Raw genomic sequence first — 14,784 nt, forward strand, 5'->3', positions numbered from 1 at the left:
ACAAAGACCTAATTAAGTTCCTTTTATTTACGGTGCATTTTAAATTCCAAAAATAATTCATTGTAATAAGCAAGCATTCGTTTGCCTAAGTTATTATATACCTCAAGCTTTTTTGTTAGTTCTTCCTCTGGGTAAAAACGTTCATCTTCCGCTACTTCTTTCGGCAAATATTCTAACGCTTTTTTATTAGGCGTAGAATATCCTACATATTCCGCATTTTGAGCAGCGTGTTTAGGATCCAGCATAAAATTCATGAATTTATGTGCGCCTTCTACGTTTTTAGCCGTTTTTGGAATAACCATGTTATCAAACCATAAATTCGAACCTTCTTCTGGAACAACGTAATTCAGCTTATCGTTTTCACTCATAATCTCAGAAGCATCGCCTGACCAAACAACGCCAATTGCCGCTTCTTCATTTGCTAGGAGCATCTTAATCTCATCTCCTACAATAGCTTTTACATTTGGTGTTAATGTATCAAGCTTTCTTTTTGCTTCTTGAAGATGGGCTTTATTCGTATCATTTAATGAATAATTTAAGCTGTTTAGCCCCATTCCCATCACTTCTCTAGCGCCATCTGCAAGTAAAATTTGATTTTTCAGCTTAGGATCCCATAAATCATTCCAGCTTTTTATCTTCTTGCCATGAATCATATCAGAGTTATACACAATACCCACAGTTCCCCAAAAATAAGGAATAGAGTACTGATTGCCAGGATCAAAGGATAAGTCTAAAAAACGCGGATTAATGTATTTTAAATTAGGCAGCTTCGAATGATCAATTGGCAATAGCAAATTTTCTTCACGCATCTTGCTAATCGCGTACTCAGAAGGCACAGCAATATCAAATGTCGTACCGCCTTGTTCAATTTTTGTCATCATTGCTTCATTCGAATCAAAGGTCTGATAAATGACTTTAATTCCGGTTTCTTTTTCAAACTGATTCACTAAATCAGGATCAATATAATCTCCCCAATTATAGACGGTCAGCGTATCTCCTCCAGAGTATCCTTCGGCATTGTTCAAATGATGAACCACATACATAAGAACGAAAGAAAGGATGACGATGAAGATAAACGGCTTTGCTAATTGCTTCATTTTCCAGTCGCCACCCCTTTCACTTTATTGCTATATCGCTGACTGATAAAGTAATAACCAATTACAATCAGCACGGTAAACATGAAAATAAGAGTAGAAAGAGCATTGATTTTCAACGAGACCCCTCTTCTTGCTAACGAATAAATTTCTACTGAAAGCGTAGAAAAACCGTTCCCGGTCACAAAGAACGTAACCGCAAAATCATCCAAAGAGTAAGTTAAAGCCATAAAAAAGCCTGCAAAGATACCCGGACGAATAAATGGCAATACCACTTTCGAAAGTACTTCAAAGCGGCTTGCGCCCAAATCACGGGCTGCATCAAGCAGTGTCGGACTCATTTCCTGCAGCTTAGGCAGAACCATGATGACCACGATCGGTACACTGAATGCAATATGCGCTAATAATACCGATATAAATCCGAGCTTTACACCGATAATGGTAAATAGAATTAAAAAAGATGCGCCAATAATAACATCTGGACTCACAATTAACACATTATTAAATGTTAACAGCGTATTTTGAACACGTCTGCGCTTCACGTATACGATAGCAAGTGCCCCTATCACGCCAATAATAGTTGAAATACCCGAAGACAGTAGAGCAATAATAAGAGTATTCAAAACAATAATAAGCAAACGCGTGTCTTGAAACACTTCTTTGTACCAATCTAACGTAAACCCTTCAAATTCACGCATGTTTCCTCCGCTGTTAAAAGAGTAATACATTAAATAAAAAATGGGCGCGTATAAAATGAAAAATACAAGAAATAAATAAAGGTGGCTGAACTTCCACTTTCTCTTCATTTTACACACCTCTCTTTCCAGTGCCTGTTATGAGCATCATAACGGCCATCGCAATAATTAAAAAGACGGCTATGGTGGCGCCCATGCCCCAATCCTGCGTCACTAAAAAATGTTGTTCAATCGCTGTTCCCAGTGTAATGACGCGGTTTCCAGCAATTAAACGCGTAATCATAAAGAGGGATAGTGCTGGGATAAAAACAGCCTGACAACCTGATTTAACCCCTTCTAGCGTTAGCGGAAATACCACGCGTTTAAATGTCACCCATGAAGATGCCCCCAAGTCTCGCGAAGCGTAGATAAGCGAGGGATTAAGTTCTTCCAAAGAGTTAAAGATGGGCAAAATCATAAAGGGGATAAAAATATACACCGATACAAATACAAAACTAAAGTCAGTAAATAAAATTTGATGAGTACCAAGTCCTAGAAATTCAGTAAACTTATTAACCGTACCATACGTGCCAAATATACCTAAAAAAGCATAAGCTTTTAATAATAAGTTAATCCACGTCGGTAAAATAATCAGTAGAAGCCAAAGCTGCTTGTGCTTAAGCTTCGTTAGTAAATAAGCTGTAGGATAAGAAAAAACCAAGGAAAATAACGTAATTAAAAAGGCATACCAAAATGAACTCAGCGTCATCTGTAAATAAACCGGAGTAAAAAATTTCTTATAGTTTTCAAGCGTCAGCTCATTATCGATGTTGAAAAAAGAATAATAGACAACTAATACAATGGGAGCAACTACAAAAAGCAAAATCCATAACACGTACGGGACTAAGTAAATATTTCTTGATTTAGTTTGCATCGTAATCCTCTTCATAACCTTCGAGTCGCTTATCGAATTCTTCTTCCGTTTCGTTAAATCGCATAACATGGATAGCCTCAGGTTCAAAATATAAACCAATTTCTTCCCCAACCGTTGCCTTTTTCGTAGAGTGAACGAGCCACTCATTCCCTGCATGGTCATAGCCTAAAATTTCATAATGGACTCCTCTGAACAGCTGTGAATCTACACGAACCTGCAGCTTTCCTTGATCGGAGCTTGTAATGGCTAAATCTTCAGGGCGAATCACAATTTCAACCTGCTCATTTTGGTTTAATCCTTGATCGACACATTCAAATTGCTGGCCGCCAAACTCCACTAAAAAGTCAGCAATCATTTTACCTGGTACAATATTTGATTCACCAATAAAATCGGCAACAAAACGATTAATTGGCTCATCATAAATATCTGTAGGTTCCCCGCTCTGCTGAATTCTTCCTTTATTCAAAACAAAGATTTCATCGGACATCGCAAGCGCTTCTTCTTGATCGTGCGTAACAAAAATGAACGTAATACCTAGACGACGCTGTAATTCTCTTAACTCGTATTGCATTTCTGTACGCAATTTTAGATCAAGAGCTGAAAGCGGCTCGTCCAGCAAAATGACTTCGGGCTGGTTTACAATTGCTCGTGCAATTGCTACACGCTGTCTTTGGCCGCCCGACATTTCCTTTATTTCTCTGTTTTCATATCCTTCTAAGTTAACAAAACGAAGAGCTTCTTTAACTTTTATTGCAATATCAGCATTTTTCATCTTCTTGATTCGAAGACCGAATGCTACATTTTCAAATACATTCAGATGGGGGAAAAGCGCGTAGTCTTGAAAAACCGTATTAACCTGTCGTTTGTTAGCCGGGACATCATTAATTCTTTTCCCATTAAAATAAATCGTTCCGCTTGAGGCTTCCGTAAAGCCTGCAATTAATCGTAAAATCGTTGTCTTTCCACATCCCGATGGACCTAAGAGGGTATAAAATTTCCCTTTTTCAATTTCAAAGCTTACATGATCCAATACAACTGAATCATTATCATATTGCTTGGTCACATTTTCAAATTGAATAATTGTATTCGTAGATGTCATTTCACTTCACCTCTTTTGTTCTATAAATAAGACTCTGTCGCCACGATAATTAACTCTGTTATTCCGTCATGAGCATTTAAAATCTGATGTTCTTCAGAAGCTTGAAAATAGATGGTTTCTCCTTGTTTGGCTTCATATATTCTGCCTCCAAGCTTTACCTTCACACACCCGCGCAAAATGTAGCCAAACGTTTCTGAAAGGGAAGGCTCAAATCTCTTAAATGCGCCTTTTTCATGAAGAATAAGACGAATGGGCTCCATTTCTTTTTCATTTGATTCATGCACAAGCCACTGAATATGGTAACCTTTTTCATCTTCGCAATAACTCGTGTAGTCTTCCTCTCTGTATACAACCTTTTGAACATGCGTATCAATTTCGAAGAATTCTTTCGGTTCGCACCCTAGCACTTCCAAAATACTAAAAAATGTTTCTAAAGACGGTGAACTTAAATCGCGCTCTAGCTGCGAAATATAGCCTTTGCTTAAATCAGTACGTTCTCCTAGCTCTTCTTGTGTTAAACCTTTTTTTAATCGTAAATTTTTAATTTTCTTTCCTATTTCCATACTCTCGATCCTCAACTGTATTTAAAATTAGCAAACAGCATGAATGATTGTTCATGCTGTTCCAAACTCAAGTTTTGTTTTACTTAACTTAAAGTTTACTTTTAACCTTAAAATATTATACATGAATTATTTTTTAGTACAACCTTAAACACTTAAAAAATAAAAACTCCTTTTATTTAAAAGGAGTTTTTATTTTTATTTATACAACTTATGCGTTTCGTATTGTTTCCCGGATAATGTATCAAACTCAACTTCATGGTAATCTTGAAGGTCTTTTGCGGCTTTTTTAGAGAGCGCTGCCTGATCATCTACTAGCTTTCCTTTTGAATCTATATACATATTTGAACGAAAAGCCGGCACTTCTGTTTTCATTTGATTCAACTGATCGTAGAACAGATTACTTTTGTAACCAAGAGATTGAACAAGTGTCGGAGCAATATAAATAGGACTCATCGTACCGAGATTTTTATCTATTTTCGTATCGTAATTAGATAAAAATAAGAGCGGCGTCTCATAAAATTTTTGAGATGTTTGCTGCGTCTTCTCGTTTCCAAAACCCGTTTCTTTGTAAGCTTGAAGGTTTTGTCCAAGTGCTGGCAAATGATCTCCCCAAAATACTACAATGGTCGGCTCGTCCAGCTTTTGAATTTCATCGTTCAATCGTTTTAAAGCAGCATCTGAACGTTTAATTCCTTCAGCATAAATTTCAATTTCCTTTTGCATTTCCGGTGATAGCCCTTTACCGGTTACTTTAATGGTTTCCTGACCATTATATTTATCCGCTGAATAAGGAAGATGATTTGCAATCGTTACAGCATGCACAAATGCAGGCTTTTTCGACTGGCGAAGCGTATCGAGTACTTCATCAACTACTGCTTCATCAGAAACAAACTCTTTGTTATCTTTTTGTGTATGCTTCATTTCATCAATAAACTTCACTTGATCAAATCCCAAGTTTGGATATACATTTTGTCTCATATAAAGCATGCCGCTGTTTGGATGCATAGCCGTTGTAGCATAGCCTTGCTTTTCTAAATAAGAAACAAAAGACGGATATTCTTTTTTACTCAATACATGCTGATAAGGAAGGCCTCCAGGGTTAAAGAAAGACAAAGAGTAGCTCGTCAGCGCTTCGAACTCCACATTAGCTGTTTCCCCGCCAAACGAAGGACTTAAAGACCATCCGGAAGGATATTTCTTTTGAAGTTCTCTTGTATTTTTCATTGGATCTTCAGAGAACGTCACGTTAAGCTTTGTTGGGTCCCAAAATGTTTCGTTCATCACAAACACAACGTTTGGTTTGACTTCAGTCTTGCTTTCTTGTGTTTTCTCTTCCTTTGACTGAATGCGCTTTGCCACTTTTGCCATAGCTTCTTCTGAGTAGTCATCCGGCTCTTGCAGCACATCTGTTTTAACATTTGAAATCATGCCAATAACAGGTCCATTATAGTAATAATTATTTTGCTGATTCCAAGGCATCAGCGCAGCATATTGATCATAATATTTTTGAGCAAACGAGTGTTCAAAGAATAAAAATGATTTCATTAAAAAGATGAGCGGCAGAATCATAATAATTCGAAGAAACCATCGAATTTTAATTTTCGGCAAGAAAAACCAAAGAGCGATCAGTACGACAATAGATCCAATAACTCCTATTACAATAGGAATTGAAATCGAATCTTTAATCATCGGAATAACTTCTTTTAACTGACTCGCCTGAATAAAATCGTTCGGGAACAACGGTTCATTTCGAAAGATTTTTTTGTAATAGTTTACAAGAGCTAAAATAAAATACAGAACAAAGGTAATTCCAGCTCCTAAATAAGCTTCCCCTACTAGCATAATGATCGCTAGTGTTAACAGCGAAAGTAAAAATACCGTAAAAAGATAGCGTTCGGGATATGCTTGCATCCACTCTATTGTTTTGCCTGGATTATGTATATCAATATGATAGATAACAAAAACCATAGCAGAAACGGCTGCTACGGCAATTGAAAACACAATTGCCGTAAAAATGGCATACCACTGCGAATCTTGTATTCTCTCTATGTGATTAAATCGAAGCAGCAAATAGAAAGTGAGCGCCCATAAAACAAGTGAGCATCCTCCTATTAATACTACGAACCCAGCTGTATGGATTTGGGCCCAATCAAACAACATTTTTGTGTCATTTGACACATTAAACATAACAACACTGTATAAAAAAACGCTAAGCAGGCCATACGCTGCCAGCATTGGCAAAGAACGATACAAATGTTTAAACATAACCTTAAGCCTCCTATTTACAATATCTTAACACTTTTAATATGATTTTAACATTCCTATCTCTCTCGCTTTCACGCCTAATTTTCCCATAATCATACCACTAACATTTCCCGAGAAATTTCACACGAAAAAAGCCCGCTTTTCTTATGAAAAGACGGGCCTCTTAGCCGTTTTATACGTATGTAAAAATTGCTGTTATGAACGCTCTTTCACTGCTTGTGCTTTTAGCAAATCACGAATTTCTGTTAAAATCTCTTCTTCTTTTGAGAGAACAGCCACTTCTTCCTCTACTTTCTCTTCTTCTTTTCTCTTAAAACGATTAAAGAAACGAATAAATAAGAAAATCGAGAATGCGACAATTAAGAAATCAACAATTGTTTGAATAAAAGATCCATATAATACCGTAGCATCTCCAACCGTGAAGGATAAATCTTTAAAGTCTATCCCTGCTAACAACAAACCAATCAGCGGCATAATAATATCATTTACAAGGGACGTGACAATTTTTCCAAATGCCGCTCCAATAATAACCCCGACAGCTAAATCTAATACGTTTCCACGCAAAGCAAACTCTTTAAATTCTTTAAGCATCTGTTTGTTCCACCTCCTGCCCTTCATTTCAAACCTTCATGATAATACATCCTAAATTAAACAGACAAGGTGCATTTTCGTTTTTCTCTTTTTCATGAGATATGTACCAGACCTTTAGTTGTATTTCTGCCCAGATTTTTACTTTATATTCGTTTATAAATAAGATGCACTTTCAGTTTTCATTCAGGAAAGGTTCATATTCAGTACATTTTCCTTTTATACACTAATAGCATGTAATTCATCAAATATGTAAACGAACAATAGAGGAGATGGCTAGAACGTGAGAAAAATTCTACTGCGAGCAGCGGCGTTGTGTCTCGCAGCTATTATCAGTATTTCTTATACAGCAAGTGCGGCGAATGCAAGTGAAAACACAGCAAGTAAAGATTTAATTATTATTAATAAAAAAACAAATCAGCTTGCTTATTTTCATAATGGGAAGTTAGAAAAGACGTATTCAGTAGCTACTGGAAAAACATGGAGCGATACGCCGGTAGGTTTTTTCAAGATTGTCAACAAAATTAAAAATCGTCCTTACTATACAGGGCATATTGCAGGAGGCGCTTCTAATAACCCTCTTGGCTCTCGTTGGCTAGGGCTTAATGCAAACGGAACAACCGGCGACACATACGCTATTCATGGGAATAACTCAGAAGATAGCATCGGCAAATATGTAAGCCACGGCTGCGTACGAATGCATAATGCGGATGTCGAAGAATTATTCAATAAAGTGGCAGTAGGAACATCGGTAACTATTACGTATTCATCAAAAACCTTTGAAGAGCTGGCAAAAGTATACGGCTACGGACAGCTATGAAAAGATAAAAGCTTATCCAAAAAATTTGGATAAGCTTTTATTCTTCTCTATTCCCATACATGAGCTCCGTACTGTGTGAATATAGCTCAATAATATTCCCAAACGGATCTTCACAATAAACCAAGTAATAAGGTTTTCCAGGTCTTGTATTCCATACTTGGCTTCGCTTTTTACCACCTGATTGTTCGATTTTATCCGCCAACTTTTCCACGTCATCGGCTATTAAACACATGTGAAAATAACTTTGATACTGCTCATCGCTGTCTTTTAATACAAGAGGCATTTGCGGCTTATTAAATTCAAACAGTTCAATGCCTACCTGGTTGTCAGCTGTCATGTGAGCATTTTTCATTTTTTTGATATGAGACCCCAGTAAATCTTGAGTCATATTTTCAGCTTTTTCTTCCTTCGCATTAAACTTATAAGGACCGGCAATCAGCTTAAAACCTAAAACTTCCCCATACCACTGCACGGCTTTTTCTACATCAGGTACAGCTAATCCAACGTGCGTAATAGCTACCATTTTATCACCCTCCTATACACAAACATTCCCTTTCTGCTAAAAGAAAAACAGCCCATTTAAAATGGACTGTTTACACGTACTAAATTCATTCACGATTTTAAAGCATTATATTGAGCAATGATTTCTTTTGTTAAATCATTACTTGCCTCTAACTCACTAATCTCTTTTAATACATACTCAATACCATACTCCTGAATATTCGCTTGAAGCTTCATAGCCTCTTTATCTTCTTGCGGGTCAAATAAAAGCGCAGCGGCAATAGCCCTTGCTAAATAGGTATAAGAAAGGCCCGCTTTTTTTGCTTCTAGCGCTGGACGAATCAAACGATCCTGAGGTCCAAGCTTGCGAATTGGCGCTCTTCCTACCCTTTTAACTGAATCATTTAAATGAGGATTTTTAAAGCGTTCAATGATTTTAGTAATATAAGCTTTGTGCTCCTCTTTATCTAAGTCATATCTTTCAATTAGATAGTTTCCTGTTTCTTGTAGTGTTTGCTGTACTTGTTCATAAATATCTGAATCTCTTAACGTTTGATCAATTGTTTCTTTTCCTTTTAAATAACCAAAATATGCAATCACCGCGTGTCCCGTATTCACTGTAAATAACTTTCTTTCAATAAAAGGAGCAAGGTCAGGCACAATCGTCATTCCTTCTACAAAAGGAATATCTTCAGGTGCCTCTACTACCCATTCATAATAGGATTCTACTAAAACATCAAGCGAACCTTGGTCATGTTGAATAGGCACGATACGATCTACAGCTGAATTGAAGAAAAAGACCTTATTTATCATATGAGCTTTTGTCTCTTCATCCAGCGCGTCAAAAATATAGCCTTTTAATAAATCTGTCGCAGAGATTTGATTTTCACATGCAATAATATATACATTTTCGTCGCTTGCTTTTACACGTTCAGCCAAACCTTTAGCAATTAAAGGAGCAATGCGAGGCAGAACGTTCGGTCCGATGGCCGTCGTAATGTACGTTGCTTCTTTAATCGCTTTAATGACTGCTTGTTCTTGTGTCAGATTATTTAAACCAGATACGTTTTGAACAGCTAATGTCTCGGGGTGCTCTGCGGCTGTTATTACGTTATACCCTCCATCTGTGTTTAACTGATTAATAATCTTTTCAGCAATATCTACGAATGTGACGTGATAGTTGCTTTGAGAAAACAATGCCCCAATGAATCCTCGACCGATATTGCCTGCTCCAAAATGAACTGCTTGTTTCACAAAAATCATTCCTTTATCAAATTATTTCGAAGGTACTCATGAAACGTATCCTCTAGCTTTTTGCGAATTATCTCTTCATTCGAGGACGAAAAAATCATCATTGCTTCATGGTCTTCAATTAAACTGGTACTAATTAAACTTAAAATTTCTTGTTGTGCTTCACTTAACTCTTCAGGTGCGAGCATTAATAGAAGGTTACGCGCCTGCATATTTGTTCCGTCCATGCCTTTAACTGTGCAAGGTTGTTCTAAATGTGAAACCTGAAATATCAGCTCGTTCACGTGATGTTCACGGCAATGGAACAGTGCCATGCTCGTTTGCGGAATGCCTAAACCGCCTTTGTTTTCTCGTTCCTTAAGCTGATGAATAACGCAGTTAGCATTGGTTATTAAACGTTCTTTTTCAGCAGCTTTTACTACGTGCGAAATCACTTGATCGTGACTCACTGCATCCGAAAATCGATACATTCTAAGGTTTTGAAGAATTGATTCGATACTTCCATGCACGTCTTTAATTTGTTTCATCGTTTCCTCAAAAGACAGTTTTTCTTTACAAACGGTCTTATTTTTATATTGGAACGAGCGATAGTCCTTATCTTTGGTTAACTTTTGAATGTTTTTCTGTAAAAAATTCTGGACGGATTGAATATCCTCTTCGGTTAAGAGTGGATTGACTAAAATGTAATCGACATTTAAAAAAGGCAGTCTTACTGTTGAAATCACTAAGTCATACCCTTCAAGCGCGGCTTCTTTGATTTCTTTTACCGATTTAATGACAACTGAATTAATCTCCGGAATCTCTTTACGAATACGGCTAGCTAACATTTTCGAGGTGCCAATTCCAGTTGGACAGACGATCAGTGCCTGAATTTCCATGACTTCTTCTTTTAGCACTAGCGTTGAACCAAAATGCAAAACAAGATATGCTACTTCATCATCTGGAAAAACTAAATCCGGCAGCTCTTGATCGATACTGTTTCTCACAGCCATAAATAAAACCGGGTATTTTTTCTTAATCTCTTCTGTTAATGGATTAAAAAGCTCCATTTTTTGCTTAAGACGAAAAATTGCCGGTTCCATATGAGCAAGCAGCCCCTGGTAAAGGGAAAAATCACCGGTTAAGTCGGTGTTAAGCTGAACAGAAACGTGAGCAATCATATTCTTAATAATCTGCCCAACCACTACGCTGTCGTAATATACGTCTCTAGTAGTTTGGAATTTTGCTGCACGTAGCCGCACTGCTAAGAAATGAATATCTTTTTCTGTAAAAGAAAGAGAAAATACCCGTTCAATTTCCCGGCAAATATCCTTCATTAAGAACACTTCACTTGCCAGCTCTTCCGTTTGGCGGCCGTCGTCTTCTAGATACATTTGCTTTTTCGTTCGCTGTATCATAATGCAAATATGAACAATGAGCCCTATATAATCGCTGTCAGCCAGCTTAGAATGATGCTGATTAATCGCTCGATGTACAATTCCGTCTACTTCTGCCAAATAATCTGGATAAAAATAATGCAAAATTGTTTCATCCGTATGCTGCTGATTTTCTGCTAAAAACAAGCACTCAATTAACTCCTCACTAAAGTGAACAAGAAAATAATTAGCTAATGCTTTCCGTTTATTGGCTTCAGTAGCTTGAACCTCTACTCCCACCCCTCTTTTTCGATGAAGGAGAACGTCAAATGTGGTTAACCACTCTGTTAATTCATCTAAATAAGCAGTTAGTGTAGTGATACTTACTTCTAAGTCTTTAGCCAGCGTTTGTAATTTAAATGAATCCCCTTCTTCTAGAAGAAGAATTAAAAGAATTAATTTTCTTTCCTGTGGAGACTGATCCGTCGTTTTAATCTTCATCAGCTCTTGAATAAGACGAAAAATTTGTTCATTTTTACCTTCAATCATTAGTCCCTCATCTTGTGTACGAATCAGCTTCAAATCAAATTTTTCAAGTATTGATTCAATTGCCTTCAAATCTCTGTGAACGGTTCTTACACTTACATTCAAAAAAGTAGCAAGTGTAAGGGCTGTATGTTTTCCTGCCGTTTTAATAATTAACTCAATGATTGATTTTTCTCTTGAAGTAATAAACAAGAACATCAACTCTTTTCTTATTTATAAACAAAGGATAAAAAGGCATCTCCATGCCTTTCTATCCCGTTAGTTACTTTGAATAATAGCCATTAATTCTTTAGCTGATTTGGCATGAACCATCTTTTCAATATTGTCCATATCAGAACACGTAATCGCGATACCAGATAAAATTTCTAAATGGGTGCCGTCTTTTCCGGCAATTCCAAAAATCAAACGAACTTTCTCACCATCAAAATCAACGCCTTCTGGCACTTGAATCACTGTAAAACCGGATCTTAAAACGTTCTTTTTTGCTTCTTCCGTACCGTGCGGAATCGCTACGTCATTTCCCATATAAGTAGAAGTCATATTGTCGCGCTCAATCATCGCTTCAACGTAGTTTTCTTCTACATATCCGCCTTTTACTAACACGCTCCCTGCAAATCGAATTGCTTCTTCCTTAGAAGAAAAGTGCTGATTTAAGAAAACGTTTTCTTCTTTTAATAAACCATCATTACTATCTGTATTATTTTCTGCAGATACTCTTTTTTCTTTTTCCGCTTTAGAAGTAGTATGATCATTTTTTAGTTGGTCAATTAGTTTGTCATATTCCGGACTAGATAGAAAATTATCAACCGAGATATGATACGCATCTGGAACTTTGTTTTGAGCTCTTGGCGTTAGCTCTTCCTGTGTAATAACGATTTGAGCATCACTTGGAATATTACTGATCGCTGTATTCGTTACCGAAATATTTAAATCTGCTTGTTTAACTTTCTTGCGAAGAAGAGAGGCGCCCATCGCACTCGATCCCATACCTGCGTCACAGGCAAAAACAATTTTCTGAACGCTTGCTGGTACTTCTCCTTGTTGTTTTGTAAAGCTTCCTGCTACAGAGCTCTTCTTGCCTTTCATCTCTTGCATTTTGCGAGCTGCTTCATCCAAATCTTCTGTTTGCTTGCCCGTTTTTAAAATTAACGAACCTACAATAAACGATACGACGGCTGCAACGAGAACACCGGAGATATTTGCAACATAGCTGCCTGCATTACCTGGTGTAGCAGCTAAAATAGCCAAAATACTTCCTGGTGAAGCAACCGCTTGCAAGCCTCCGCCTAAAAGAACAAATGTAAATACGCCGCTCATTCCGCCTAAAATAGCCGCAATGATTAGAAGCGGACGCATTAAAACGTAAGGGAAGTAAATTTCGTGAATTCCGCCAATAAAATGAATGATGGCCGCTCCCGGCGCTGACTGTTTTGCTGTTCCTTTTCCAAAGAAGCAATACGCTAACAAAATTCCTAATCCCGGACCAGGATTTGTTTCTAATAACAATAGAATGGACTGTCCGTTTGTTCGAATTTGTTCTGCTCCGATCGGAGATAAGATCCCGTGATTAATAGCATTGTTTAAGAATAAAATTTTAGCAGGCTCAATTAGAATACTTGTAAGAGGAAGAAGGCCATGTGCAACCATCCAATCTACACCCACTACAAGCGCGCCTGTAAATCCGTCCACGGCTGGACTAACACCTAAAAAGGCTAGAATTGCTAGAATTCCTCCAAGAATACCTGCTGAGAAGTTATTAATTAACATCTCGAATCCTGTTTTGACTTTACCTTCAATAAACTGATCAAACTTCTTGATGATGTAACCGCCAAGCGGTCCCATAATCATAGCGCCTAGAAACATCGGAATATCAGATCCAACGATGACGCCCATGGTCGCGATAGCACCTACAACGCCTCCACGCTGATCGTGTACAAGCTTTCCTCCTGTGTAGCCGATTAGCAGCGGAAGCAAATACTTGACCATTGGATCCACTAGTTTGGCAAGGCTTTCATTTGGAAAAAAGCCTGTTGGAATAAATAAAGCAGTAATAAGTCCCCATGCAATAAATGCTCCGATATTTGGCATAACCATTGAACTTAGAAAGTTCCCAAACTTTTGTACAGCTACTTTTATATTAGATTGAGCCATTTGCTCTCTTCCTTTCTCTACGTGATGATACTTTAATCGTAAGAGATTAAACGCTTTCATTCAATGAATAGGAAAACTAACTTTGTCGTACCACAGACAGACAAAGCTTTTAATTACATAAAAAAGCAGCTGAACTGTAAAAGTTCAGCTGCTTTCTAACTTAATATTTATCTAATTCACTTACAGGAGATTGAATAATAACCGGATTTTTCTCTGGATTTAACCATTTTAAAATAGAGACAACTTGTTCTTTAGAAGTAGCCGTACATCCTGCGGTATAATTTGTTCCTACATGGAAGAAGATTGCACTTCCCTTTCCTGGCGTTCTAGATTCATTATAATTAATGACAAACCCATAATCGTAAGCGGGGATGTCCATGTTCTCAGCGCTCGTCCAGCGGCCATTCGCCGGCTTTTGCTGCCACGTATTATATAGAGAGCTTTTTGAATCGTCTACCCACACATCATTTGCTGTAATCTTTCGATATGGAAGCTTAGTTCCAGGATTTGCATAGCGTCCGAATGCTGTGCCAATTGTATATTTCCCTGTCGGAGATTCCATATCTCCTTCCTTTTTCGATAAAGCGAATCCTTTTTGTCCAAGTACACCGTTCGCGGTTAAAACTTGCTTCCATTTTCCATCAACTTTTTCAAACGTTTGAATTTTAGCAGACTTCGTATCGTAGTTATCTGCTGTAACCAAGATGACTTGCTGAGCGTTACCTAACGTTTTAAAAGAATCCACTACGAGCTTTGGCGATGTTGTAGCTGAAGCCTGTACATAGTCACTGCTTACATAGCCTGTGCGGCCGTTATAGTTAATTTTGTACCAGCTTCCGCTTTTGCTCACCACAGACAGCTTCTGACCTTTTGTCACACTTCCTATGGATGCATAATTGGTACCTGCTCCGCTTCTTACATTCAGCGTGCTTGCCGTTACTGT

At 37.6% G+C, this 14,784-nt stretch carries 13 protein-coding genes; 1 reads left to right on the top strand and 12 read right to left on the bottom strand.

Features of this window, described 5'->3' with window-relative positions:
- Nucleotides 1-23 precede the first annotated feature (23 nt).
- The 7 genes from ACFX40_RS26290 to mscL form a co-directional block, all read right to left on the bottom strand.
- Nucleotides 24-1,097 carry an ABC transporter substrate-binding protein gene (locus tag ACFX40_RS26290; protein WP_028410435.1) on the bottom strand — a complete coding sequence of 358 codons (1,074 nt, stop codon included), beginning with the start codon at nt 1,095-1,097 and terminating at the stop codon, nt 24-26.
- Nucleotides 1,094-1,900 carry an ABC transporter permease gene (locus ACFX40_RS26295; protein WP_028410434.1) on the bottom strand — a complete coding sequence of 269 codons (807 nt, stop codon included), beginning with the start codon at nt 1,898-1,900 and terminating at the stop codon, nt 1,094-1,096. Before ACFX40_RS26295 ends, ACFX40_RS26290 begins: the two co-directional genes overlap by 4 nt.
- Before the next feature lies 1 nt (nt 1,901).
- A complete protein-coding gene (locus ACFX40_RS26300) occupies nt 1,902-2,702 on the bottom strand; it encodes an ABC transporter permease (RefSeq protein WP_016762745.1) in 801 nt (266 codons plus the stop codon).
- Nucleotides 2,692-3,801: an ABC transporter ATP-binding protein gene (locus ACFX40_RS26305; RefSeq protein ID WP_028410433.1), complete on the bottom strand. Its 1,110-nt coding sequence runs from the start codon at nt 3,799-3,801 to the stop codon at nt 2,692-2,694. The genes ACFX40_RS26300 and ACFX40_RS26305 overlap by 11 nt, the downstream gene beginning before the upstream one ends.
- A 20-nt stretch (nt 3,802-3,821) precedes the next feature.
- Nucleotides 3,822-4,364, bottom strand: a complete 543-nt coding sequence (locus tag ACFX40_RS26310) for a helix-turn-helix domain-containing protein (RefSeq protein WP_013054985.1) — start codon at nt 4,362-4,364, stop codon at nt 3,822-3,824.
- A gap of 195 nt (nt 4,365-4,559) precedes the next feature.
- A complete protein-coding gene (locus ACFX40_RS26315) occupies nt 4,560-6,629 on the bottom strand; it encodes an LTA synthase family protein (RefSeq protein ID WP_377257174.1) in 2,070 nt (689 codons plus the stop codon).
- Between the two features lie 195 nt (nt 6,630-6,824).
- On the bottom strand, nt 6,825-7,220 hold the full coding sequence (gene mscL, locus ACFX40_RS26320) for a large conductance mechanosensitive channel protein MscL (RefSeq protein WP_025753425.1): 396 nt from the start codon (nt 7,218-7,220) through the stop codon (nt 6,825-6,827).
- Between the two features lie 280 nt (nt 7,221-7,500).
- On the opposite strand from mscL, the gene ACFX40_RS26325 reads away from it, so the two are divergent.
- A complete protein-coding gene (locus ACFX40_RS26325) occupies nt 7,501-8,037 on the top strand; it encodes a L,D-transpeptidase (protein WP_028410432.1) in 537 nt (178 codons plus the stop codon).
- A gap of 37 nt (nt 8,038-8,074) precedes the next feature.
- On the opposite strand, the gene ACFX40_RS26330 is transcribed toward ACFX40_RS26325, so the two are convergent.
- The 5 genes from ACFX40_RS26330 to ACFX40_RS26350 form a co-directional block, all read right to left on the bottom strand.
- Nucleotides 8,075-8,560, bottom strand: coding sequence for a VOC family protein (locus ACFX40_RS26330; protein WP_060745926.1), 486 nt, complete (start codon nt 8,558-8,560; stop codon nt 8,075-8,077).
- 89 nt (nt 8,561-8,649) lie between these two features.
- Nucleotides 8,650-9,792: a mannitol-1-phosphate 5-dehydrogenase gene (locus ACFX40_RS26335; protein ID WP_098332766.1), complete on the bottom strand. Its 1,143-nt coding sequence runs from the start codon at nt 9,790-9,792 to the stop codon at nt 8,650-8,652.
- 5 nt (nt 9,793-9,797) lie between these two features.
- Nucleotides 9,798-11,888 carry a BglG family transcription antiterminator gene (locus tag ACFX40_RS26340; protein ID WP_098332767.1) on the bottom strand — a complete coding sequence of 697 codons (2,091 nt, stop codon included), beginning with the start codon at nt 11,886-11,888 and terminating at the stop codon, nt 9,798-9,800.
- 60 nt (nt 11,889-11,948) lie between these two features.
- Nucleotides 11,949-13,841 carry a PTS mannitol transporter subunit IICBA gene (locus ACFX40_RS26345; RefSeq protein WP_098433924.1) on the bottom strand — a complete coding sequence of 631 codons (1,893 nt, stop codon included), beginning with the start codon at nt 13,839-13,841 and terminating at the stop codon, nt 11,949-11,951.
- Between the two features lie 160 nt (nt 13,842-14,001).
- Nucleotides 14,002-14,784, bottom strand: a 783-nt coding sequence (locus tag ACFX40_RS26350; protein WP_377257178.1) for an SH3 domain-containing protein, incomplete at its 5' end; no start/stop codon positions are given.

It is taken from the genome of Priestia sp. YIM B13552, from assembly GCF_042787775.1.
GTDB lineage: Bacteria > Bacillota > Bacilli > Bacillales > Bacillaceae_H > Priestia > Priestia megaterium_E.